Origin of the sequence: Mycobacterium sp. D16R24, from assembly GCF_002013385.1 — a bacterium.
Taxonomy (GTDB): Bacteria; Actinomycetota; Actinomycetes; order Mycobacteriales; family Mycobacteriaceae; genus Mycobacterium.
The window spans coordinates 54,114-78,573 of sequence record NZ_MAEV01000013.1 but is presented as its reverse complement, the minus strand read 5'-3'; the positions used below and the strand labels follow the sequence as shown (position 1 = coordinate 78,573).

Genomic DNA, 24,460 nt, shown 5'->3' with positions numbered 1-24,460 from the left:
TAACGCGGCTTACCCTATGATCGGCATCCGTGGCTGATCACTCGCAGGACCCTTCAGTGGACCCCTCAGAGAGAACTCTGACGAGCGCCGTTGACGCGGCTCGGGCGGCATTCGACGCCGCGGGTGACCTGGACGCACTCGCGCAGGCGAAGATCGACCATCTGGGGGAGAAGTCGCCCGTGGCGCTGGCCCGTCAGGCTCTCGGCGCACTGCCGAAGGATCAACGGGCCGAGGCCGGCAAGTTCGTCAACGCCGCGCGTACCCAGGCACAACAGGCGTACGACGCCAGGCTGGACGCACTCCGCGCCGAACGTGACGCGGCGGTACTTGTCGCGGAACGTGTCGATGTGACGTTGCCCTCGACACGGCAGGCCGTCGGCGCGCGCCATCCGATCACGATTCTCTCCGAACACATCGCGGATACCTTCGTCGCGATGGGCTGGGAGGTGGCAGATGGCCCCGAGGTGGAAACCGAACACTTCAACTTCGATGCCCTCAACTTCCTGCCCGATCACCCTGCACGTAGTACGCAGGACACCTTCTACATCGCCCCCGAGGATTCTCGACAGGTGCTGCGCACACACACCTCACCAGTGCAGGTCCGCACCCTGTTGGCACGCGAGCTGCCCGTCTACGTGATCTCACTGGGGCGTGCCTTCCGCACCGACGAGATCGACGCGACTCATCTGCCCGCCTTCCATCAGGTTGAAGGACTCGCGGTGGATCGCGGACTCACCCTGGCCAATCTCAAGGGCACCCTCGACGCATTCGCCCGGGCGATGTTTGGGGCGCAGGCACACACCCGCATGCGCCCACACTTCTTCCCGTTCACCGAACCCTCCGCCGAGGTGGATGTCTGGTTTGAGAACAAGAAGGGTGGTGCGGGCTGGGTTGAATGGGGTGGCTGCGGCATGGTAAACCCGAATGTCCTGCGAGCCAGCGGTATTGATCCCGACGAATACAGCGGTTTCGCATTTGGCATGGGGTTGGAACGCACCCTGCAGTTCCGCAACGGTCTTCCCGACATGCGCGACATGATCGAAGGCGATGTGCGCTTCAGCCTTCCGTTCGGGGTGAGTGCCTGATGCGTATTCCCTACAGCTGGCTTATCGAGGTGCTGCGCGCCGGTGCCCCGGAATTCTCCGCCACTCCTGCGGATATCGAGGAAACGCTGATCCGCATTGGCCACGAGGTGGAAGAGGTCATCGTTCCCGGACCGGTTACCGGTCCGCTCGTGGTCGGAAGAGTCGCCCAGATCACCGAGCTCACCGAGTTCAAGAAGCCGATCCGGTTCTGTCTGGTCGACGTCGGCGAGGCCGAGCCTCGTGAAATCGTCTGTGGTGCGTCCAACTTCGCGGTCGATGACCTCGTGGTAGTGGCACTACCGGGTGTCACGTTGCCCGGTGACTTCGCTATCGCAACACGAAAGACCTACGGCCACACCTCGGACGGAATGATCTGCTCGACGACCGAGCTCGGCCTCGGGTCGGAATCGGCGGGCATTCTGGTGCTGCCCGCGGGGACCGCCAAGCCTGGTGCCGATGCCATCGAGGTCGTCGGACTTGACGATGCCATCTTCGATCTGTCGATTACGCCCGATCGCGGATACTGCCTGTCTGTTCGCGGACTGGCACGCGATCTGGCGTGTGCGTACGACCTGGAGTTCGTCGATCCCGCTGCGGTACAGCCGCTCGCGGCCGATGGGCCGTCGCTGCCCGTGCATATCGATGCCGGGACCGGAGTCAAGCGATTCGGGTTGCGTCCGGTCATCGGCATCGATCCGGCAGCGGTATCGCCATGGTGGCTGCAGCGCCGGCTGATTCTCTGCGGTATCCGGGCCATCTCGCCGGCGGTGGACGCCACCAACTATGTGATGCTCGAAATCGGGCACCCCATGCACGCGCACGACAACGCCCGGATCAGCGGGGATTTCCGGGTGCGGTTCGCCACACCCGGTGAAACGGTGGTCACCCTCGACGACGTAGAACGCACACTTGAACCCGGCGACGTCCTGATCGCAGACGACGCCGGTGTCACCGCCATCGGCGGTGTGATGGGCGCAGGTAGCACCGAAATGCGCGACGACTCCACGGACGTGCTCCTTGAAGCGGCGGTGTGGGATCCGGCTGCGGTGCTGCGCACCCAACGACGGTTGCACCTGCACAGCGAGGCGGGGCGCCGTTACGAACGTTCCGTCGATTCTGCGATATCCGTTGCCGCGCTTGATCGTTGCGCATCTCTGCTGCGTGAGATTGCTGGCGGCAGCACCCCTGCCGAGCTCACCGACTGGTCCGCGGACGCGGAAGCCCGGTCGGAGATCGTCATCGCCGCTGACCTGCCCGCGCGCGTCGCCGGAGTCACCTACGCCGCCGGAGTGGCAGAGCACCGGCTCCGTCAGATCGGCGCCGAGGTGGTTGCCGAGGGCGACACACTGCGGGTGATGCCGCCGAGCTGGCGCCCCGACATTGTCGAGGGTGCCGACCTGGTCGAGGAGGTACTGCGACTCGAAGGTCTGGAAGACATCCCGTCGGTTCTGCCCGCGGCGCCACAAGGCGGCGGTCTCACACCGACGCAACGCCGTCGCCGTGCGGTAGGGAAGTCGTTGGCCCTCAGCGGATACACCGAGATCTTGCCGATGCCCTTCTTGCCGGCTGGGGTATTCGACGCATGGGGACTGGATGGCGACGATGCACGCCGCCGTACTACTAAAGTTCTCAACCCGCTGGAATCCGATCGCCCCGAGCTGGCCAGCACCCTGTTGCCTGGTGTGCTCGAAGCCCTGTCGCGCAACATTTCTCGCGGTACTTCCGATGTAGCGCTGTTCACCATTGGTCAGGTCGTACGGCCAACCGGGGAAACCCGGGCGATCCCGCTGCTCGATGTCACCGATCGCCCCTCGGAGGCCGAGCTCACCGCACTGCTCGAATCCCTGCCCGCGCAGCCGGTCCATGTGGCGCTTGTGCTGGCCGGGGTGCGCGAGCCGAGTGGACCGTGGGGGGGTGGACGCGCAGCAGATGTCACCGACGCACTGGAGGCGGCGCGGATTATCGGGCGTGCCGCTTATGTGGATCTTTCGCTGCGCGCCGGCGACGAATTGCCCTGGCACCCGGGGCGGTGCGCAGAGATTGTGGCCGACGGCCAGGTTGTCGGGCATGCCGGTGAGCTGCATCCGGCGGTGATCGAGCGGCTCGGGCTGCCTAAGCGCACGTGCGCTCTGGAACTGAACCTCGATGCGCTTCCCGTCACTAATCCGCTTCCCGCACCAAGGATTTCGCCGTTTCCCGCGGTTCTTCAGGACGTCTCGTTGGTGGTCGCCGAGACAGTGCCCGCCGATGCGGTCACCGAGGCGCTGCGCGACGGTGCGGGTGAGCTCATCGAGGATGTGCGGCTCGTGGAGGTCTACACCGGACCGCAAGTTGGCGAGGGCAACAAATCGTTGAACTTCCGGCTGCGTTTCCGGGCGGCTGACCGGACCTTGACAGAAGACGAGGCCACCGCCGCACGGATCACGGCAGTGGCCTCTGCGGCCGAGCGCGTCGGGGCAACCCAACGCGCCTAGCAGGTCTTACTGTCCCCGGCGCTGGTCAGCCTGCTCGCGGTGCTGCTCCTGGCGCTGACGATCGGCACGATCCGACATGGAAGGCTCCCTTCTCGCTCGTTATCGACTGCTGGCGCTATTCGCCAGCTACTTCTACCGTAGCTGTGGGAGCCGGGCATTACACCGTTTAGCTCAAGTTGAGGTTGACCACGAATCCCCACGATTCATCGAATATATTTGCGCTTGCCTGCATAATGATACAGAATTGATTCCATGACTACTGGGTTCTCAGTCGCGGTCGCGGGTGCCAGCGGCTACGCCGGCGGCGAGATCTTGCGCCTGCTGCTCGCACATCCGGCGTATGCCGCGGGCCGCCTACGGATCGGGGTGCTGACCGCTGGCTCGAATGCCGGCAGCAGCCTCATCGAGCATCACCCGAATCTGACGCCTTTGGCTGACCACAAACTACAGCCCACCGATCCCAAACTGTTGCGGGGCCATGACGTGGTGTTCCTCGCGCTCCCGCACGGTTCCTCGGCCAAGATCGCCGATGAGCTGGGGCCGCAGACCCTCATCGTCGACTGCGGTGCGGACTTTCGGCTGACCGATGCCGCCGCGTGGCAGCGCTACTACGGCTCACAGCATGCCGGAAGCTGGCCGTACGGCTTGCCCGAGCTTCCGGGCAAGCGCGATGCCCTGCACGGCACCAGGCGCGTGGCAGTTCCCGGCTGCTATCCGACAGCGGCACTGTTGGCGTTGTCTCCCGCAGTGACGGCGGGCCTCGTGGAACCCTCGGCCACCGTGGTGGCGGTAAGCGGCACCACGGGCGCCGGACGTGCCCCCAAGGCCGATCTACTGGCCTCCGAGGTGATGGGATCTGCGCGCGCCTACAACGTTGCCGGTGCGCATCGGCATACCCCGGAAATCGCTCAGGGACTGAATCATCCGTCGGGCAAGCCGGTCACCGTCTCCTTCACACCGGTGCTCGTTCCCATGCCCCGCGGCATCCTTGCCACGTGTACAGCGCCGACCACGGCAACCCTGGCCGACATCCGAGAGGCCTACGAGGAGGCATATCACGATGAGCCGTTCGTCCATGTGCTTCCCGACGGACATTTGCCCACCACCAAGGCGGTATCGGGGAGTAACGCCGTACACATCGGCCTCGCGGTCGACCCCGATGCGGGTGTGTTGGTGGCGATCGCAGCCATCGACAACCTCGTGAAGGGCACCGCCGGGGCCGCGGTTCAATCCATGAACCTCGCCCTCGGCTGGCCCGAGGGCGACGGTCTGACCTTCGTGGGGGTGGCACCGTGACCGATGGTCTTCGCGCAAGCGGCTCATCCGGGACCGCTGCGACGTCACCACTGGTGCGCACGCAGGGCGTCACCGCACCCGCAGGTTTCAAGGCAGCCGGAATCGCCGCCGGCATCAAGGCGTCGGGTAGGCCCGATCTTGCCCTGGTCTTCAACGAGGGACCGGACTACGCTGCGGCGGGCGTATTCACCCGTAACAAGGTGAAGGCCGCACCGGTGCTCTGGTCACAGCAGGTACTCACCACGGGCCGTCTGCGCGCCGTGATTCTCAATTCCGGCGGAGCGAATGCCTGCACCGGACCACTCGGATTTCAGGACAGCCACGCCACCGCGGAAGAGGTTGCGAAGACTCTCAGCGACTGGGGCACCGAGACCGGGGCCATTGAGGTCGCCGTGTGCTCCACCGGGCTCATCGGAGACCGGTTGCCCATGGACAAGGTGCTGGCCGGGGTGCGGGAAATTGTGCACGAGCTGGCGGGGGGACTGGGCGGCGGTACCGATGCCGCCCACGCCATCATGACCACCGATACCGTGCCCAAAGAGGCTGCGCTGCACCATAAAGGTGGCTGGACGGTGGGCGGCATGGCCAAAGGCGCGGGCATGCTCGCGCCTTCGCTGGCGACCATGCTCGTGGTCATCACGACCGACGCCGCCGTGCCCGCCGCGCAGCTTGATTCCGCGTTACGGGCGGCGACCGCTCGCACCTTCGACCGGCTCGACGTCGACGGCAGCTGTTCGACTAACGACACCGTGCTCTTGCTGGCCTCCGGCGCAAGCGAGATCACGCCCGATGCCCAGGAATTCGCCGCGGCGGTCGCCCGGGTCTGCGACGACCTGGCCGCGCAGCTGCAGTCCGATGCCGAGGGTGTCACCAAACGGATCCTGATCACCGTCACCGGCGCGGTCAGTGAGGACGACGCGGTCGCCACCGCGCGGACCGTCGCTCGCGACAGCCTTGTCAAGACCGCCCTCTTCGGTTCAGACCCCAACTGGGGTCGGGTGCTCGCAGCGGTGGGGATGGCTCCGGTGGACCTCGATCCTGATCGCGTCACCGTGTCGTTTAACGGAAACCTGGTATGTGCCAACTGCACTGGTGTCCAAGGTGCCCGTGATATCGACCTGTCCGGGCCGGATGTCGAAGTGCTTATCGACCTCGGCGCCGGAGATCAGACGGCGACCATCCGGACCACCGATCTCTCGCATGCCTACGTCGAAGAGAATTCGGCGTACAGCTCATGAAGGCCCCGAAAAAAGCGCGGGTGCTGGCCGAGGCGCTGCCGTGGCTCAAGAAGCTGCACGGCGCCATCGTCGTGATCAAATACGGCGGCAACGCCATGACCGACGACGCCCTGAAAACGGCCTTCGCCGAAGACATGGTCTTCCTCCGCAATTGCGGTATCCATCCTGTCGTCGTGCACGGCGGCGGCCCGCAGATCACGTCGATGCTGAAAAAACTCGGCGTGTCCGGCGAGTTCAAGGGGGGCTTCCGGGTCACCACGCCGGAAGTACTGGACATCGCGCGCATGGTGCTGTTCGGCCAGGTCGGCCGTGAGCTCGTCGGGTTGATCAACAGCCACGGACCCTACGCGGTGGGGATCACCGGCGAGGACGCGCAACTGTTCACGGCCGTGCGGCGCACCGCGACCGTGGATGGCGTCGAGACCGATATCGGACTGGTCGGTGATGTGGCACAGGTAAATCCGGAAGCGATCCTTGACCTGATCGATGCCGGACGTATCCCCGTGGTATCCACCCTTGCGCCCGACACGGACGGTGTGGTGCACAACCTCAATGCCGACACGGCGGCCGGTGCGCTCGCCGAAGCCCTTGGCGCCGAGCGCCTCCTGATGCTTACCGATATCGAGGGGCTATACACCGACTGGCCGGATCGGGGATCGCTGGTTACCGCTATAGCCGCCGAGGATCTGCGCGGGCTCCTTCCCGCTCTGGAATCGGGGATGATTCCCAAGGTCGAGGCATGTCTGCGCGCGGTGGACGGTGGCGTGCCCAGCGCCCACATCATCGATGGGCGCGTCGAGCATTGCGTGTTGGTCGAACTATTCACCGACGAGGGCGTCGGGACAATCGTCAGGAGCCAATCATGAGCAGTACCAGTGAGACTCAGCAACGCTGGGAAAGCGTCATGATGAACAACTACGGCACACCGCCGGTGGTCCTTGCCGAGGGCGACGGTGCCGTCGTCACCGACGTCGACGGCAAGCAGTACTTGGATCTGTTGGGTGGCATCGCAGTCAACGTGTTGGGCCACCGCAACCAGACCGTCATCGATGCCGTCACGCATCAACTCTCCACGCTGGGCCACACGTCGAATCTGTACGCGACGGGTCCCGGCATCGAGCTGTCCGAGGCGCTCGTCGCACGGCTGGGTGTTGCCGGCAGGGTGTTTCTCTGCAATTCCGGCACCGAAGCCAACGAGGCCGCGTTCAAGGTGACCCGCCTGACCGGACGTACGAAAGTCGTAGCGGCCGAGGGCGCCTTCCATGGCCGAACCATGGGATCGCTCGCCCTCACCGGCCAGCCGTCCAAGCAGGCCCCGTTCGAGCCGCTGCCCGCAGGGGTGGTCCACGTACCCTACGGCGACCTGGCCGCCATCGAGGCCATAGTCGATGGGGACACCGCTGCGGTCTTCCTGGAACCGATCATGGGTGAAGGCGGAGTGGTGGTTCCGCCGGAGGGCTACCTCGCCGGGGTACGCGAGATCACCGCCCGCCACGGCGTGCTGCTGGTGCTCGACGAGGTACAAACCGGAATTGGGCGTACCGGAACATTTTTCGCGCATCAACAGGTGGGTATCACCCCCGATATCGTCACCCTGGCCAAGGGGCTCGGCGGCGGGCTGCCCATCGGCGCCTGTATCGCGACCGGGGCGGCCGCGGAGCTGCTCACTCCTGGTCTGCACGGCAGCACATTCGGGGGTAATCCTGTATGTGCGGCGGCTGCTCTGGCGGTGCTGCGGGTCCTCGATGAGCAGAACCTCATCGACCACGCTGCAGCGGCTGGAAAGTCGTTGAGCCATGCCATCGAAGGGCTGAACCATCCCTTGGTCGCGCGGGTGCGTGGCGCCGGACTGCTCCTGGGCATTGTCCTGACGGAACAACGCGCCAAGGCCGCCGAGTCCGCGGCACGCGAGGCTGGCTTCCTTCTGAACGCCGCCGCACCCGACGTGCTGCGGCTAGCCCCACCGCTGATCATCAGCGACGAACAGATCGGGGAGTTCGTCGCCGCGCTGCCCGGCATCCTCGATACCGCAGCAGGACAGGAGCTGGCATGAGTAATTCGAGGTCAATTCGCCATTTCCTCAGGGATGACGATCTGTCACCCGCCGAGCAGGCCGAAGTCCTGACACTGGCCGCCGAGCTCAAGAAGGCACCGTTTTCGCGGCGGCCGCTTGAGGGGCCGCGCGGGGTCGCCGTCATCTTCGAGAAGAACTCCACTCGAACCCGCTTCTCTTTTGAGATGGGCATAGCGCAGCTGGGCGGGCACGCCGTGGTAGTCGACAGCCGTACCACACAGCTGGGTCGTGAGGAGACCCTCGAAGACACCGGACAGGTGCTGTCCCGCTACGTGGAAGCCATCGTGTGGCGGACCTACGCGCAGGAACGCTTGACCGCCATGGCTTCCGGGTCCACGGTGCCGATCGTGAATGCCCTGTCTGACGACTTCCATCCCTGTCAGGTGCTCGCCGATCTGCAGACACTGGCCGAACGTAAAGGTTCGCTGGCCGGATTGCGGCTGACGTATCTGGGCGACGGTGCGAACAACATGGCGCACTCACTGATGGTCGGTGGCGTCACCGCCGGCATCCACGTGACGATCGCGGCGCCCAATGGGTTTGCACCACATGCCAAGTACGTCACCCAAGCCGAGCGGATCGCCGCCAGCACCGGCGCCTCGGTGACTGTGACCGCCGACCCGCGGATCGCTTCGGCCGGCGCAGATGTGCTCGTCACTGACGCCTGGACCTCGATGGGGCAGGAGAATGACGGGCTCGACAGGGTCCGGCCGTTCCGGCCGTTCCAGGTGAACGAGGATCTGCTCGGTGTGGCGGACTCAGAAGCCATTGTCCTGCACTGCCTTCCCGCCCACCGTGGCGAGGAGATCACCGATGAGGTGATCGACGGTCCACGGAGCGCTGTCTGGGATGAGGCCGAGAACCGTCTGCACGCCCAGAAGGCCTTACTGGTGTGGCTGCTGGAGCAGCGATGACGGCCTCACATGCGGCCGACACCCGCGCAGGGCGCCAAGCCCGCATCGTCGCACTGCTGTCCACTCAGTCGGTGCGCAGCCAGGGTGAACTGGCAGCGCTGCTGGCTGCCGAGGGCATCGAGACCACGCAGGCCACCTTGTCCCGGGATCTCGACGAGCTCGGTGCCGTCAAGCTCCGCGCCGCCGACGGCGGAGTGGGGGTGTACGTGGTGCCCGAGGACGGCAGTCCTGTTCGTGGCGTGTCCGGCGGCACCGACCGGCTCTCCCGGTTGCTGGGGGAGCTGCTGGTAGCGACCGACTCCAGCGGTAATCTCGCGGTGCTGCGTACACCGCCGGGTGCCGCGCACTATCTCGCCAGCGCGATCGATCGCGCCGCGTTACCCGACGTTGTCGGGACCATCGCGGGGGATGACACCATTGCGGTGATCGCCCGCGAACCCTTGACCGGAGCCCAGCTCGCCGCACTGTTCGAACAGCTTGCTTAAAAGGAGAATCATGACAACCTCTGACCGCGTAATCCTTGCCTACTCGGGTGGGCTCGATACGTCGGTGGCGATCAGCTGGATTGGCAAAGAGACCGGCCGCGAGGTGGTTGCCGTCGCGATCGACCTCGGCCAGGGCGGCGAGGACATGGAGGTGGTGCGCCAGCGTGCCATCGACTGCGGCGCCGTCGAAGCGGTTGTCATCGACGCCCGCGACGAATTCGCCAACGAGTACTGCCTGCCGACTGTGCAGTCCAACGCGCTGTACATGGATCGGTACCCGCTGGTGTCGGCCATCAGCCGGCCACTGATCGTCAAGCACCTGGTGGACGCCGCACGCGAGCACGGCGGCGGAATCGTCGCGCACGGCTGCACCGGCAAGGGTAACGATCAGGTTCGGTTTGAAGTCGGGTTCGCCTCGCTGGCACCGGATCTGGAGGTGCTCGCCCCGGTGCGCGATTACGCCTGGACCCGCGAAAAGGCCATCGCATTCGCCGCCGAGAACGAAATCCCGATCAATGTAACCAAGAAGTCTCCGTTCTCCATTGACCAGAACGTTTGGGGTCGTGCGGTGGAAACCGGCTTCTTGGAAGACCTTTGGAACGCTCCCACCAAGGACGTGTACGACTACACCGAAGATCCGACGCTCAATTGGGGGGCACCCGATGAGCTGATCATCACCTTCGACAAGGGCGTGCCCACCGCGATCGACGGCAACCCGGTCACCGTGTTGGAGGCCATCGTCGAACTCAACCGGCGGGCGGGTGCGCAGGGCGTTGGCCGTCTTGACGTCGTCGAGGATCGTCTGGTCGGCATCAAGAGCCGCGAAATCTACGAAGCCCCGGGCGCAATGGTCCTCATCACCGCGCACGAGGAGCTGGAGCACGTCACCTTGGAGCGCGAGCTCGGCCGGTACAAGCGGCACACTGACCAAAAGTGGGCCGAGCTGGTGTACGACGGTCTGTGGTACTCGCCCCTGAAGCGCTCACTGGAGGCATTCGTCGCCGATACCCAGCAGCACGTCTCCGGTGATATCCGCCTGGTGCTGCACGGCGGGAACATCGCGGTGAACGGCCGCCGCAGCGCCGAGTCTCTGTACGACTTCAACCTGGCCACCTACGACGAGGGCGACAGCTTCGACCAGTCGAGCGCCAAGGGCTTCGTGCATATCCACGGACTGTCCTCGAAGATCTCCGCGCAGCGGGACCTGTCCGGAAAGTGAGCACCAACGAGGGATCACTGTGGGGCGGCCGGTTCGCCGGTGGGCCCGCGCCCGCATTGGCCGCGCTGAGCAAGTCCACCCATTTCGATTGGGTGTTGGCGCCGTACGACATTCGGGCGTCGATTGCACATGCGCGGGTACTCCGCAAGGCGGATCTGCTCACCGATGAGCAGTTGTCCGCCCTGGTGGAGGGGCTGCGGCAGCTAGACCGCGACATCGCTTCGGGACAGTTCGTCCCCGCCGACACCGACGAGGATGTGCACGGCGCTCTGGAACGCGGCCTGATCGAGCGTGTCGGGGCCGATGTCGGTGGCCGTCTGCGCGCCGGCCGGTCTCGAAATGATCAGGTCGCCACGCTGTTTCGGATGTGGCTTCGTGATGCGGCCGCGCGAGTGTCCGACGGTGTGCTCGACGTGGTGCAAGCGCTGGCCGATCAGGCCGGTGCTCACCCGCAGGCGATCATGCCGGGCAAGACGCATCTGCAAGCCGCACAACCGGTGCTGCTCGCACACCATCTCCTCGCACACGCGCAGCCATTGCTCCGCGATGTGGACCGGCTCGTCGACTGGGACAGGCGCACCGCCATCTCACCGTATGGGGCCGGCGCACTGGCGGGCTCCTCACTCGGCCTGGATCCGGACGCCATCGCATTGGACCTGGGATTCACTGCCGCCGCCGAGAATTCGATCGATGCGACATCGGCCCGTGACTTCGCGGCCGAAGCCGCCTTCGTGTTCGCGATGATCGCAGTCGACCTGTCGCGCCTGTCCGAGGACATTATCCTCTGGAGCACAACGGAATTCGGGTACGCTGAACTCGATGACTCGTGGTCGACCGGTAGCTCGATCATGCCCCAGAAGAAAAACCCCGACATCGCCGAGCTGGCCCGCGGAAAGTCGGGGCGCTTGATCGGAAACCTCACCGGCCTGCTCGCCACGTTGAAGGCGCAGCCGTTGGCGTACAACCGGGACCTGCAGGAAGACAAGGAGCCGCTGTTCGACTCGGTGGCTCAGTTGGAACTGCTCTTGCCCGCGATGGCCGGACTGGTCGCCACGCTGCGGTTCCGTACGGAACGCATGGCGGCACTCGCCCCGGCGGGATTCACCCTCGCCACCGACCTGGCGGAGTGGATGGTGCGCCAGGGCGTACCGTTCCGCATCGCGCATGAGGCGGCAGGGGAGGCAGTTCGTGTCGCGGAGGCCCGCGGCGTCGGCCTGGAGGATCTCACCGATGACGAGCTTGCGGCCATACATCCGGACCTGACGGGACAGGTGCACGCAGTGCTCACCACGTCCGGATCCGTGGCCTCGCGCAGCGCACGTGGCGGCACCGCGCCGGAACGCGTTGCCGAGCAGCGTGAGCTGGTGCTGGCCCGTCTAAACGTGCTGCGCGGCCAGAGCCGCTAATATCCAGCCATGGACGGCGAGCCGGACCCGACATCGTCGGGCCCCGGTCCGGGGGGAGATATACCGGACGACCCGAATGCGGCGTGGCGTCGCCCGGGGAACACCCCGGTGGGCGGTGACTCATCAGCGGCCGCGACCACGGGCCCCACAGTCGCTGTGGATCCGGCACCGCGTGGAGTGTTCGGCAGGCTGTCCGAAACCGTCCGCAGTTGGTGGAAAGATCTCGAATTCATCCAGATGTGGCACGTCGTCGCGATCGCCGCAGTGCTGACCACTGCGGGGTTTGGCGGGCTCGACAAGGTGGAAAAGGCGCCCGAGACCTTCAACGTCGGCCAGGCCTTCGACAACCACGAATTCTCGATCACCGTGCAGCGGGCATCTTTAGTCAAGAAGCTGGCCGGCAACGGATTTACGCTCAAGGAGAAGCCCGGCCGCTCGTACCTTGGCGTGCTGGTCGATGTCACTAATCACGGTGAAGGGCCGGACGGGGTCTCATCCATATTTGCGCTGCCCGATGTCGCCGACGCGCAGAACACCTACCTGCCGTCGTCGCACGATCCGACGGCCCTGCGAATGTCGGACGGAACCATGCTGACCGCGCTGCAACCTGGATTGACGGAAAAGGTGGCTCTGGTCTGGAGCGTCCCGGACACCGCTGTCGCCGTGGGATCGACTGTGACGGTGGAAGTTCCATATCGCAAGTACGGCCAAGGCTACGTTATCTACGGCGCAGGGTGGCAGAGCGTCGGGGGCAGCGCGAGGACGGTTGTGCCAGTCGGGAGCCCGAAATGAGTATCCGAGCATTCCAGAACGTGCCGCCCCTTGTCAGAATCGCGGGGACCGTGTGCGTTGTCATCGCCATCTTGGCGGCCTCGGTGTTCGTTTGGCGCCGGTTGCCGTACGCCACGGATGTGCAGGCACCGTTCGATGTGCATGGCAGTGCGGGCAGTCCCGTGAGCGGCAGGCTTTTCTCGGTGACTGTGATCAAGGCCGCGGTGGCTCCCGTCGTCAAACACACCGGCGCACTGCCCAAGAATCGCAACCTCACGACGTCGGGACAGTGGGTGGTCGTGACGGCGACGATCACCTCACTGCTCGATGCGCCCTCGGCGCGCGTCGCGCTGGAACTCGACGGAAACTCGTACATCCCTGATGATCGGTTGGGTCTCTCAACGCTGGGCGGAGCGATCCTGAACCCGTTGATTCCCCAGACGGGTGTTTATGTGTTCGAAGCGCCGACAGAACTTGTCAACCGGGTCAGCGTCGGACGGTTGTATGTGTCGACAGGCACCAACAAGTGGGACACCGGGCTGATCATTGACGTGCCGCTGGACCCGAGCCATGCGCCCCGCTCCTCGGTGCTGGCGTTGGCCAAGACCAAGGTTGGCGCCCCATGACGGTGATCGACTCTGCGAAACACCGCCGCGATCAGCGCGGCGTCCTGCGAAACAAGCTTTGGTTTCGCAACGTCGTGGCGACCGTGGCGTTGGTGGTTTTGTTCGTGATCATCGCCTTGATCTCTTTCTGGGGTCCGTGGCGCGAGTACCAGGCAAGCATCCGTTCCGAGTTCGTGGTTCCCGCCGGCCAATCCGCAGCCGTGAACGGTCAGACATGGGAGCTCGGCGAGATTCGCCGTCTCGGTAAACGGCAGGGACCGCTCAACACGGTCCTGCCCAAAGGCACTCAACTCATCCTGGTGACAATCAAGCGTTCGGGGCCGCCGCCCGCCGATATGTACTGTGCGGCGCGGATAACCGATGGAACGCACATGTGGAAGGCCGAATTCGATAACGGCGGCATACGGATACCGGACGGATCTACGCAATCGTGTGGACGACCGGGTGACCTGTTGTTCGTCTTTCTCATGCCGGATGACATCGAGCCTCAGGCCGTGGAGATCACCGAGAATATCGGCGGCAAAATCCTTGTTCGGCTTGATCTTCCGTAGTCAGATGCGTGGTCCGGTCAGATCGATACGTGGATCTGTATCCACCGTATCCGGGTAGTCCAGGACCTCACCCTGATTTTGGCTGGCGTCGGAGACCGCGGACTGATGGCCACTTTCGGCACGTTCCACGCAGTGCGCGAAAACCGAGGCGATGATACAAACCCGCAGCGAAGCAATGAGGATGCCGGAGAGCGCCGCTAGGACAGGCCCGACCGCATTCCAGTACTCCTCGGAATGCGGACCCAGTATCCAGGCGAAACCGCGGACAAGATAGCCGCCGACCTGCATCTGCGGGCGATAGAAGCTATCCGACATGTCCAGCCAGGCCAGACAGAGATAGATCAGCACATAACCGGAGAGCACGATGAACCCACCGTGCAGGACCAGTCGTGCGGAGTCCGCGATGGGACGAAACTTGCCGAATTGCGACAGCGCCAGCTCGGCAGTCTTCTTCCGGGTATCGCCCGAGAGCCCGGATAGCCGCTGGTCGACCCGCTGCCGGGATGGCGCGAGACGATCCGCGACCACATCGCCATGACTTCCTGCCACCTGCCGCAGCACGCCTCGCCAGCTCGCCTGGTTTGAGGTGCCGTAGACGATTCCCGCGATCGCAAGCCAGATCAACGGCACCGCCGCGCCGCTGAAGGCAATGTGCAGCGCGCTGGTCAACACGTTCCAAATGACTTCCAGCGGCCGGAAATGGGAGAAGAGTTCGGCTCGGCTGGTGTCGGCCCAGACAACGATGCGACGTTCTTTGAACCATGCAGTCGGCTTGAGGAAGAAGGTGACGCCCTTACTGGCTGCGAACGACAGGATCAAGAACACCCAGAGCGCGTCCAGGTACACCTTGATGAAGACGAACCACGTCGGCGTCCGACTTTCGACCCACTTCAGTTTGAGGGCGTACCGAAGAACGAACGCGCCCACGATGAGGTACCACACCAGGTTGGTGACCGGCACATTCGAAAGATCCAGCACCGGCTCCGAATGGTTCATGGCGGCACCGACACGCAGGTACATCGCCTTGTGTTCATAGGCGATCCAGTCGTCGGCGAACATCTGCCATGCGAGGTAGATGGCAAAGAACGGCAGCACGACACTCGAGAAGAGGTCGACCTGCCGCAACGATGCCTTGGGCAGGACGGAGAGCGATGGAATGGCCGAGCGCAGCACCAGGAACATCGCGACGATCGAACCGAGTCGGGCAAGACCCGCGAACGGCATGATCAGGTCGACGATCAGATAGTTGTTCCATCCGAACTTCGCGGCCAACTCGATCGCGATGTTGCGCCCTAACAGACCCAGCAGATAGCACGCGGCCAGTTGAGGCAGATACATCACCCAGAGGCGTAGCGGACGCAGCAACAGATTCCCCACCGCGTCATCGTAGAGGCTCGCATCGCGACGTCGCTTCCTATCCGGTGACGGGGATTCGGTCAGCCCGCTACGCCCGTTGTGACAGGATATGCAGGCCCTCACCTGGGCAATATCGCGGATGGTCGGTCTAAGGAGTAGCTGTGTCCTTCAATCTCTCCTCCTTGGCCAAGCCCGTCGCGCGCCTGGCGGCCACCGCGCAGAACGGGCTGGAGGTTCTGCGCCTCGGCGGACTCGAAACCGGCAGCACCGCCTCCTCGCACCAGATCGTCGAAAGCGTGCCGATGTACCGGCTGCGCCGCTATTTCGCGCCGGGATCTTCCGAAACCGAGGACGCCGGACCAGTGGTCCTCATGGTGCATCCGATGATGATGGCCGCCGACATGTGGGACGTCACCCAGGATGGCGGCGCCGTCGGCATCCTGCACCGCGCCGGTATCGATCCATGGGTCATCGACTTCGGCAGCCCCGACCGGATGGCCGGTGGCATGGAACGCACCCTGTCCGATCACGTGGTGGCTGTCAGTGACGCCATCGAGACCGTGCATCGGATCACGGGCCGTCAGATACACCTGGCCGGATATTCACAAGGCGGCATGTTCTGCTATCAGACTGCGGCACTGCGCAAGTCGCGCACCATCGCGAGCATCATCACGTTCGGTTCGCCGGTCGACGCCAACGCCGCCATGCCCATGGGTCTGCCCGCCGGGCTTTCGGCCGATATCGCCGAGTTCATGGCCGACCACATCTTCAGCCGGTTCTCCATCCCGGCGTGGTCGGCGCGCATCGGGTTCCAGATGCTGGACCCGGTCAAGACCGTCAAGGGCCGCCTCGACTTCTTACGGCAGTTGCACGACCGCGATGCCCTGCTGCCGCGCGAGCAGCAGCGCAAGTTCCTCGCCAATGAGGGGTGGATCGCCTGGTCCGGTCCTGCGATCGCCGAGCTGCTGCGCCAGTTTGTGGTGCACAACCGAATGACCACCGGCGGCTTCACCGTGAATGACCGAGTGGTCACGCTCAGCGATATCACCTGCCCGGTGCTGGCGGTGGTGGGCGAGGTCGACGACATCGGGCAGCCCGCTTCGGTGCGCGGCATCCTGCGCGCCGCGCCGAAGGCCGACGTGTACGAGTACCTGATCCGCGCCGGTCACTTCGGTCTTGTCGTCGGCTCCACCGCCGTGGCCCAGACGTGGCCGACGGTCAGCCAGTGGGTGCAGTGGCGGGAGGGCGAGGCGACCAAACCCCCGTCGGTCGACCTCATGTACGAGCACGAAAGCGGCCAGCTCGACAGCGGCGGTGTCCCGCTCACCTCCCGGGTAGCACATGGTTTGAGCACCACCACCGAAGTCGCCATCGCCGCCGCCCGAACCGCGGGTGCGGCCGCGGCGGCCGCCAACAAGTCAGTGAAATCCATTGCCGTCGAAGCGGTTCGCACGCTGCCGCGGTTGACACGTCTCGGGCAGATCCACGATCACACCCGAATCTCCCTGGGCCGGTTGATGACCGAACAGGCACGCCGCACTCCGCACGGTGAGAGCTTCCTATTCGACGGCCGGGTACACACCTATGAGGCGGTGGATCGCCGCATCAACAATGTGGTCAGGGGCCTCATCGAGGTGGGCGTGCGTCAGGGCGTCCGGGTGGGTGTTCTGATGGAGACCCGGCCCAGCGCCCTGGTGGCGATTGCCGCACTGTCCCGGCTGGGGGCCGTCGCGGTGCTACTGCCGCCCGATGCCGACCTTGAGGTCGCGGTGAAGCTGGGTGAGATTTCCGAACTGCTCACCGATCCGCCGAATCTTCCTGCCGCACAAGATCTTCCTGTGCACATTCTGGTACTCGGCGGTGGCGAATCACGCGACCTGTCCATACCGGACGACGGCTCGATCATCGACATGGAGAAGATCGACCCCGACGCGGTCGAGCTGCCCGGGTGGTACCGGCCCGATCCAGGGCAGGCCCGCGATCTGGCGTTCGTGATGTTCAGCGGATACGGGTCCCGCCTGGTGCCTAAGCAGATCACCAACCACCGGTGGGCATTGTCGGCGTTCGGTACCGCGTCGGCGGCCGCACTCAACGCCAATGACACCGTGTACTGCCTCACACCGCTGCATCATCAGTCGGGGCTCTTGGTGAGCCTGGGTGGGGCAGTGGCAGGTGGGGCGCGAATTGCGCTGTCACGCGGACTCAATCCCGATCGATTCGTGCAAGAGGTGCACCAGTACGGCGTGACCGTCGTCTCCTACACCTGGGCGATGATGCATGAGGTCATCGACGATCCTTCCCTGGCGTTGGGCGCCCATCATCCGGTGCGGTTGTTCATCGGTTCGGGTATGCCCTCGGGCCTGTGGCGGCGTGTCACCGAGAGGTTCGCACCCGCCCATGTCGTCGAGTTCTTCGCGACCACCGACGGGGAAGCGGTGCTGGCCAATGTGTCCGGTACCAAAATCGGCAGCAAGGGCCGACCGCTTCCCGGTGGCGGGAAGGTTCGGCTCGCCGCCTACGACCCCGTCGACGACGTGATCATCGAGGGGGAAGACGGATTCGTCCAGATCGCCAGGCCCGGCGAGGTGGGGTTGCTTTTGGCGAAGCCGCCTGGGGACGTGGACCCCGCCGCCGCGGTCCGGCGCGGCGTGTTCGCCGCGGGCGACACCTGGGTATCTTCGGAATCTCTCTTCCGCCGCGACGAGGACGGCGATTTCTGGATGCTCGACGGCCGAAACACCGCGATCCGCACGGCACGCGGCGTTGTGTACGCCGAAGCCACCAGTCACGCACTGGGTTCGGTGAGCGCCATAGACCTGGTCGCCACATATCCCGTGGAGTCCGGTGAGACCCACGTCGCGGTGACCGCTGTGGTTCTGCGGCCCGGCGAAGCGATATCCCCGGCCGACCTGGCGGAAGCGTTTGCCTCCGTTCCGATCTCGGAGCGCCCCGATATCGTCAAGGTGGTACCGAACCTGCCGCTGAGTGCCACGTATCGCCCGTCCACCACGCACCTTCGGGCGTCCGGGTTCCCGAAACCGGGGCGGCAAACCTGGTATCTCGACCCCGAATCAGGTGCCTACCATCGGTTGACCGCCGCGACGTACGACGCGCTGCAGGGCGCAGCGCAGTAAGCCGCATCGGGGCTGCACCAGCCCGGTTCCCCGCGCCTTCCGCTGCTGATGTGGCGGGTTGTTGTTAGGCTGACCTCCGCGATACCCGGAAGGAACTCGTCATGCCGACACGCCTACGTGCCCTCACTGGCACCGCACTGGCCGCCGCCGGTCTCTCCGCAGCCTTGGTGTTCGGGCCCGGCGTCGGCACCGCCAGCGCCGATGTGCTTGATGACATCGCGCACGAGTACTCCACCGGAACCAGTGGCGGTCAGGTGTCCAACCTGGTCCGCACGGCGCTTCAGCTACGAGCCAGGGGCGCCCAGGTGAGCTCCTCGCAGAATGACGCCCTCAAGGCCGCGCTCGACAAGCGGCCCAGTCAGATGCCGCTGATCAACTCGCTGAAGTCGGTCATCGCCACCCAGTCCCAGTTCCTCAAGGCCGCTCAGAAGCCGCAGCAGCCCGTCCATATCGGCATCAGCGGCACCAACGGAACGAACAACCCGAACGGTGGACCGCCCAACGTCAATCCGGGACCGGGTATCGGCGTCAGCGGCGGCGGGGGCCAGCAGATCTTCAACGAGAACATCCCGCTGGGCTGATAGCACCGACATGCCTCTTGACGCAGCACTCCTCGACATCCTGGTCTGCCCGATCGACCGCGGGACGCTCCTGCTCATCGGTGGCGAGACTGACGGCCTCCTCTACAACCCTCGCCTACGTAAGGCCTATCGGATCGAGAACTCGATCCCGGTGCTCTTGCCCGACGAGGCCCGCGACGTGGCAGACGAGGAGCACCAGCGCTTCACCGAGTAAGGCCCGGCAGCTCGCCTGTCAGATACCGCTGTATGTTCGGCCCGACGGTGAGGGCGATCTCCTCGGCCGTCAGTGACGCCAGCGGCTCCTATCCGGGTGTCACGGACAATCGAGGGGTGAGTGCCGAGATCCTGACGACCCACCCGGTCAAAGCCGCACAGCGCCTCCTCGGCGCCACCATCGAATCTCGCGGAGTCCGAGCGGTGATCGTCGAAGTAGAGGCCTATGGGAGCGTGCCTGACGGGCCATGGTCCGATCCCGCCTCGCACTCGTATCGCGGGCCTACGAATCGCAATCGGGTCATGTTCGGGCCCGCCGGTCACCTGTACGTGTATCGAAGCCATGGAATTCACCTGTGCGCCAACGTGGTCTGCGGCCCGGACGGTATCGCCGGCGGTGTACTGATGCGGGCCGCGGCAATCGTGGACGGTGCCCCCACGTGCTGGCAGCGGCGCCCCACCGCCCGTGATGACGCGGGTTTGGCCCGCGGCCCCGGAAACCTGGGCGCCGCTCTCGCGGTCACCCCCGAAGACAACGGCGTCGATGTCTTCTCCGCATCCAGTCCGGTACGTGTCACGTTGAGCCGCCGGCAGAAGGCCCAGTCCGGGCCACGAGTGGGTGTCAGCGTGGCGGCGGATCGCCCCTGGCGGTTCTGGCTGCCCGGATATCCGGAGGTTTCCGCATACCGGCGTAGTCCCCGTGCGCCGCAAACCGAATACTGAGTTGTATGACTGACGGACGAATACGCGCATCGCTGCTCGGCGGTGCACTCGGTGACGCCCTCGGTGGGTTCGTCGAGTTCGACAGCATGGAGCAGATCCGGCTGCAGTTCGGGCGTGACGGCATCGCCGAACCCGCACCGGGGCAGCCGATGCTCATCACCGACGACACTCAAATGACGCTGTTCACGGCCGAGGCGCTCATCCGGGCCCGCCGTGGCCCCGCGAACGACCCGGCCGACATCGCGCATCGCGCCTACCTGCGCTGGCTGCATACCCAGGGCGGCCAGGTGCCTGTGGATGTCATCGATGGATGGCTGGTCACGGTCTCCGGGCTGCACTCTCTGCGCGCGCCCGGGAACACCTGCCTATCGGCGCTCGAGTCCACCAGCTCGCCTGCCCGCGAGCGCGGTTCGCGCACGCACCCGTTGAACAACTCCAAGGGGTGCGGGGCCGTGATGCGAGCCGCACCGGTCGGATTTGCCGAGCGCGATCCGGCCATGGCCTTCGAACTGGCTGCGGATATGGGCGCGCTCACCCACTCACATCCCAGCGGTTACCTCAGTGCCGGCGCGCTCGCGGTGATCGTTAATCGATTGGCCGCCGGGGCATCGCTGGCCGAGGCCGTGCGGAGCGCACTGGATCTGCTCACCGCGCACTCCGGATACGAGGAGACACACGAAGCCCTCAGCCGGGGTGTCGAGCTCGCCGCGCACGAACGGCCAACGCCGGAACGGGTCGCATCCCAGCTCGGCGGCGGATGGGTTGGGGAGGAAGCACTTGCCATCGGTGTCTGCGCGGCCGCTCGTGCGCGCGACTTCAAGGACGGAATCCGATTGTCGGTGAACCATTCCGGCGACTCCGACTCCACCGGGTCCATCACCGGAAACATTCTCGGCGCGATGTGGGGCATGCGGGCGCTACCCACGGACTGGCTGGATCGGCTCGAGCTGCGCGAGGTCATCGCCACCGTCGCCGACGATCTTCTCGGGCCTTCGGGGCCACGATGGGATGAGCGGTATCCCGCACGCTGAACCCGATAGGGGATGATCGTTGCCGTGGTTTCTATAACTGACGGTCTTCGCGCAAGCGGCTCATCCGACATCCTCGGTGAGCTCACCTGGCGGGGTCTCATCGCGCAGACGACCGACCGCGACACACTGGCGGCCGATATCGCGAGGGGGCCAATCAGCGTCTATGGGGGTTTTGACCCCACCGCCGCGAGTCTGCACGCTGGGCATCTGGTGCCGTTGCTGACACTGAGCCGATTCCAGCGGGCGGGACATCGGCCGATCGTGCTGGCCGGAGGAGCCACGGGCCTCATCGGAGACCCGCGCGATACCTCCGAACGCAGCCTGCACGGCGCGGACACCGTGGCCGAGTGGGCCGATCGAATCCGCGGGCAACTCGAGCGGTTCGTCGAATTCAATGACACCTCAACCGGAGCCATCGTCGCGAATAATCTCGATTGGACCGGTCGGCTGTCCGCCCTGGAGTTCCTGCGCGATCTGGGTAAGCACTTCTCCGTCAACGTCATGCTCGACCGTGACACCATCCGCCGCCGCCTGGAGGGCGATGGCATCTCCTACACCGAGTTCTCGTACATGCTGCTGCAGGCAAATGACTACGTGCAGCTGCACCGAAAGTACGGCTGCTCGTTGCAGATAGGCGGCTCGGACCAGTGGGGCAATATCGTCGCCGGCGTCCGGCTGGCCCGCCAGCTCGACGGCGCCTCCGTGCATGCGTTGACCGTTCCGTTGGTGACAGCGGCCGACGGCACCAAGTTCGGCAAGTCCACCGGGGGCGGCAACCTTTGGCTCGATCCCGACATGACGAGTCCATACGCCTGGTACCAGTACTTCATCAACACCGCCGACGCCGACGTGGTGCGCTACCTGCGCTGGTTCACCTTCCTGTCCGCGGATGAGGTCGGTGAGCTTGAGGCCGCGACGGCCGAGCGGGCGCACGAGCGTACCGCACAGCGTCGCCTGGCCGCAGAGGTCACCACCCTCGTACACGGCGAAAGCGCCACCCAAGCAGTCGAACTCGCCAGCGGCGCGCTGTTTGGTCGCGGTGAGCTGGACCGTCTCGACGAGGGCACACTGACCGCGGCGCTCACCGAGGCCGGCAACGGAGAGCCCGCCCGGCTCGCGGACGGAGAACCCGACACCATCGTTGATCTCCTCGTCAGCAGCGGACTTTCGGAGAGCAAGGGCGCCGCCCGCCGAACCATCAAGGAGGGCGGTGTGTACGTCAACAACACCCGGGTGGACGCCGAGGAGTGGACTCCGAGCGACGGCGACTACCTCACCGGGGGGTGGCTGGTGCTTCGTCGCGGAAAGCGCAATGTCGCCGGAGTGCAGCGAATCCGCTAGTCGCAGAGTCCACTACGCCCACTGGGGTTCAACGGATTCCTTCACTTTGCCGTCCTCACCGAAGACGAGGTAGCGCGTGAAGGTCCGGACGAACCATCGATCGTGGGTGACCGCGATCACCGTCCCGTCGAAGGCCGCCAACGCATCTTCCAATGCCTCCGCCGAATGCAGGTCCAGGTTGTCGGTCGGCTCATCGAGTAGCAGCAATGTCGACCCCATCAACTCCAACAGCAGGATCTGGAATCGGCCCTGCTGTCCACCGGACAGCGAGCCGAAGGTCTGCTCGGCCGACGGCGCGAGACCGTAGCGATCCAGGATCCGTGAGGCCTGCTCACGTCCGTGTCCTGGGCGCCGTTCATCCCCGTGATGCAGGATGTCCAGCAGTGTCCGATCCATCAGCGCCTCGTGATGGTGCGTCTGCGCGAACCAACCCGGACGGACTCTTGCGCCGAGCCGCAATCGTCCGTCGTGGCGCACCGCTTCGGGAATCATGTCGCCCACCGGCAGCTGGTCCGGCTCCGGATCGCTGCCCCCGCAGGCCAGCAGTCGCAGGAAATGCGACTTGCCGGTGCCGTTACCGCCCAGCACCGCGACCCGATCCCCGTACCACAACTCGGTATCGAATGGCTGTGTGAGACCGGTCAACTCAAGGTTCTCCGCAATCACGGCACGCTTGGCGGTGCGACCACCGGTGAGATGCATGCGAACGTTCTGCCGCAGCGGGACTGCTTCGGGTGGCCCCGCGTCATCGAATCGACGCAGCCGAGTCTCGGCTGCCTGTAGACGGCTGGCCATATCGGAGTTGTACGCCGCCTTCTGCCGATACATCAACACCAGATCACGCAGCGCCGCCCGCTGCTCGTCCCAGCGGCGGCGCAACTCGGCGAGTTTGGCGTTCCGGTCCGCCCGCGCCTGGTGATACGTCGCGAACGACCCCGGATGCACCCACAGCGAGGACCCGGACCGGGTGGGTTCCAACGTAGCGACTTGGCCGGCAACGCGATTGATCAGCTCCCGGTCATGGCTGACGAACAGGACAGTCTTGGGCGACTCCGCCAGCCTCTCCTCAAGCCACCGCTTGGCCGGAACATCCAGATAGTTGTCGGGCTCGTCGAGCAGCAGCACCTCGTGCGGACCACGCAGCAGCGATTCGAGGACCAGTCGCTTCTGCTGACCTCCCGAAAGTGTGTTCACGCCGCGAAATCTGGCCAGTTCGAACGGGATTCCCAGCGCCGCCATGGTGTGCACGTCACATTCGGTCTCGAACTCGTATCCGCCCACATCGGCCCAGTCGGCCAGTGCCTGCGCATAGGCGAGCTGATCGCGTTCGGTGTCATGCTCCATGAGTGCCAGCTCGGCGCGGTCCAGACGACCGGCGGCTGCTCTGATGCGATCCGGTGCTACCGACAGCAGCAGATCGCGGACGGTCGAGTCGTCACGAACGGAACCGATGAACTGTCGCATCACGCCGAGCTGCCCGCCACGCGTGACGGACCCGTCGTGCGGATCCGTGTCGCCGGCGATGACGCGCAACAGCGTCGTCTTACCGGTCCCGTTGGGGCCGATCAACGCGGTTTTGCTGCCTTCGCCGACGCGGAGGCTGACATCGTGAAGAAGCGCTCTGCCGTCTGGGAGGTGGTAGCCGATGGCATCGAGCTGCACATGGCTCATAGCGTTCAGTCTGCGCAACGGATCACCGCGATTGCCACCGAATTTCCGGCGAAGGGCCTGTTACCGGCATACTCGCGCTGTAATACATGGTCTTCGCGCAAGCTGGGGGCACCTCCCATGCGTGGGGGACTCATCGATCAAAGGAGGTGCCCGTGGACCAGCGAGGACCCAGGCAACAGGGGCCCAAAAAGCACGGCACGAGTCGCCCCGCCCAGGATTCGGGTGCGCGGCGCGACGACCGTGGCGGCGGCGCAGCGCGTCCGCGCCGGTC

21 protein-coding genes and 1 pseudogene are annotated in these 24,460 nt (G+C 65.2%); 19 read left to right on the top strand and 3 right to left on the bottom strand.

What is annotated here, in order from left to right:
• The first annotated feature begins 29 nt into the window (after window positions 1-29).
• The 13 genes from pheS to B4383_RS11745 all read left to right on the top strand — a co-directional run bounded on the left by pheS (window position 30) and on the right by B4383_RS11745 (window position 14,139).
• On the top strand, window positions 30-1,085 hold the full coding sequence (gene pheS / locus B4383_RS11805; protein ID WP_139360713.1) for a phenylalanine--tRNA ligase subunit alpha: 1,056 nt from the start codon (window positions 30-32) through the stop codon (window positions 1,083-1,085).
• A complete protein-coding gene (gene pheT / locus B4383_RS11800) occupies window positions 1,085-3,559 on the top strand; it encodes a phenylalanine--tRNA ligase subunit beta (protein WP_078292673.1) in 2,475 nt (824 codons plus the stop codon). The genes pheS and pheT overlap by 1 nt, the downstream gene beginning before the upstream one ends.
• Before the next feature lie 252 nt (window positions 3,560-3,811).
• On the top strand, window positions 3,812-4,855 hold the full coding sequence (argC, locus tag B4383_RS11795) for an N-acetyl-gamma-glutamyl-phosphate reductase (protein WP_078292672.1): 1,044 nt from the start codon (window positions 3,812-3,814) through the stop codon (window positions 4,853-4,855).
• Window positions 4,852-6,093 carry a bifunctional glutamate N-acetyltransferase/amino-acid acetyltransferase ArgJ gene (argJ, locus tag B4383_RS11790; protein WP_078292671.1) on the top strand — a complete coding sequence of 414 codons (1,242 nt, stop codon included), beginning with the start codon at window positions 4,852-4,854 and terminating at the stop codon, window positions 6,091-6,093. Before argC ends, argJ begins: the two co-directional genes overlap by 4 nt.
• Window positions 6,090-6,959, top strand: a complete 870-nt coding sequence (argB, locus tag B4383_RS11785; RefSeq protein ID WP_078292670.1) for an acetylglutamate kinase — start codon at window positions 6,090-6,092, stop codon at window positions 6,957-6,959. The genes argJ and argB overlap by 4 nt, the downstream gene beginning before the upstream one ends.
• Entirely contained in the window at window positions 6,956-8,146 is a 1,191-nt protein-coding gene (locus tag B4383_RS11780; protein ID WP_078292669.1) for an acetylornithine transaminase, read from the top strand. The genes argB and B4383_RS11780 overlap by 4 nt, the downstream gene beginning before the upstream one ends.
• Window positions 8,143-9,081, top strand: a complete 939-nt coding sequence (gene argF / locus B4383_RS11775; RefSeq protein ID WP_078292668.1) for an ornithine carbamoyltransferase — start codon at window positions 8,143-8,145, stop codon at window positions 9,079-9,081. Before B4383_RS11780 ends, argF begins: the two co-directional genes overlap by 4 nt.
• Complete coding sequence (locus B4383_RS11770; protein WP_078292667.1) at window positions 9,078-9,566, top strand: arginine repressor; 489 nt, start codon at window positions 9,078-9,080, stop codon at window positions 9,564-9,566. Before argF ends, B4383_RS11770 begins: the two co-directional genes overlap by 4 nt.
• A 10-nt stretch (window positions 9,567-9,576) precedes the next feature.
• A complete protein-coding gene (locus B4383_RS11765) occupies window positions 9,577-10,785 on the top strand; it encodes an argininosuccinate synthase (protein WP_078292666.1) in 1,209 nt (402 codons plus the stop codon).
• A complete protein-coding gene (gene argH, locus B4383_RS11760; protein ID WP_078292665.1) occupies window positions 10,782-12,191 on the top strand; it encodes an argininosuccinate lyase in 1,410 nt (469 codons plus the stop codon). The genes B4383_RS11765 and argH overlap by 4 nt, the downstream gene beginning before the upstream one ends.
• A gap of 9 nt (window positions 12,192-12,200) precedes the next feature.
• Entirely contained in the window at window positions 12,201-12,983 is a 783-nt protein-coding gene (locus B4383_RS11755) for a DUF4352 domain-containing protein (protein ID WP_078292664.1), read from the top strand.
• Entirely contained in the window at window positions 12,980-13,588 is a 609-nt protein-coding gene (locus B4383_RS11750; RefSeq protein WP_078292663.1) for a hypothetical protein, read from the top strand. The genes B4383_RS11755 and B4383_RS11750 overlap by 4 nt, the downstream gene beginning before the upstream one ends.
• Window positions 13,585-14,139, top strand: coding sequence for a hypothetical protein (locus tag B4383_RS11745; protein WP_078292662.1), 555 nt, complete (start codon window positions 13,585-13,587; stop codon window positions 14,137-14,139). Before B4383_RS11750 ends, B4383_RS11745 begins: the two co-directional genes overlap by 4 nt.
• Here B4383_RS11745 and B4383_RS11740 read toward each other — a convergent pair whose 3' ends face one another.
• Complete coding sequence (locus tag B4383_RS11740) at window positions 14,140-15,516, bottom strand: hypothetical protein (RefSeq protein WP_078292661.1); 1,377 nt, start codon at window positions 15,514-15,516, stop codon at window positions 14,140-14,142.
• Between the two features lie 140 nt (window positions 15,517-15,656).
• On the opposite strand from B4383_RS11740, the gene B4383_RS11735 reads away from it, so the two are divergent.
• The 3 genes from B4383_RS11735 (at window position 15,657) to B4383_RS11725 (ending at window position 19,424) form a co-directional block, all read left to right on the top strand.
• A complete protein-coding gene (locus tag B4383_RS11735; RefSeq protein WP_078292660.1) occupies window positions 15,657-18,629 on the top strand; it encodes an acyl-CoA synthetase in 2,973 nt (990 codons plus the stop codon).
• Between the two features lie 101 nt (window positions 18,630-18,730).
• The gene (locus tag B4383_RS11730; protein WP_078292659.1) at window positions 18,731-19,210 is read left to right on the top strand and encodes a hypothetical protein; all 480 of its coding nucleotides are present in this window, start codon (window positions 18,731-18,733) and stop codon (window positions 19,208-19,210) included.
• A gap of 10 nt (window positions 19,211-19,220) precedes the next feature.
• A complete protein-coding gene (locus B4383_RS11725; protein ID WP_078292658.1) occupies window positions 19,221-19,424 on the top strand; it encodes a Trm112 family protein in 204 nt (67 codons plus the stop codon).
• On the opposite strand, the pseudogene B4383_RS26290 reads toward B4383_RS11725, so the two are convergent.
• Window positions 19,414-19,512, bottom strand: a pseudogene (locus tag B4383_RS26290) (TetR/AcrR family transcriptional regulator); the annotation flags it as partial. The gene B4383_RS11725 and the pseudogene B4383_RS26290 sit on opposite strands and share 11 nt — an antisense overlap.
• A gap of 28 nt (window positions 19,513-19,540) precedes the next feature.
• On the opposite strand from B4383_RS26290, the gene B4383_RS11720 reads away from it, so the two are divergent.
• Genes B4383_RS11720 through tyrS form a run of 3 tightly spaced genes read left to right on the top strand, consistent with a single transcriptional unit; the run spans window position 19,541 to window position 22,518 of the window.
• The gene (locus B4383_RS11720) at window positions 19,541-20,146 is read left to right on the top strand and encodes a DNA-3-methyladenine glycosylase (RefSeq protein ID WP_078292732.1); all 606 of its coding nucleotides are present in this window, start codon (window positions 19,541-19,543) and stop codon (window positions 20,144-20,146) included.
• Between the two features lie 5 nt (window positions 20,147-20,151).
• Window positions 20,152-21,177: an ADP-ribosylglycohydrolase family protein gene (locus B4383_RS11715; RefSeq protein ID WP_078292657.1), complete on the top strand. Its 1,026-nt coding sequence runs from the start codon at window positions 20,152-20,154 to the stop codon at window positions 21,175-21,177.
• A gap of 12 nt (window positions 21,178-21,189) precedes the next feature.
• Window positions 21,190-22,518 (top strand): tyrosine--tRNA ligase, encoded by a 1,329-nt coding sequence (gene tyrS / locus B4383_RS11710; protein ID WP_078292656.1) that lies wholly within the window; start codon window positions 21,190-21,192, stop codon window positions 22,516-22,518.
• Between the two features lie 12 nt (window positions 22,519-22,530).
• On the opposite strand, the gene B4383_RS11705 is transcribed toward tyrS, so the two are convergent.
• Window positions 22,531-24,189: an ATP-binding cassette domain-containing protein gene (locus B4383_RS11705; protein WP_078292655.1), complete on the bottom strand. Its 1,659-nt coding sequence runs from the start codon at window positions 24,187-24,189 to the stop codon at window positions 22,531-22,533.
• Window positions 24,190-24,460 lie beyond the last annotated feature (271 nt).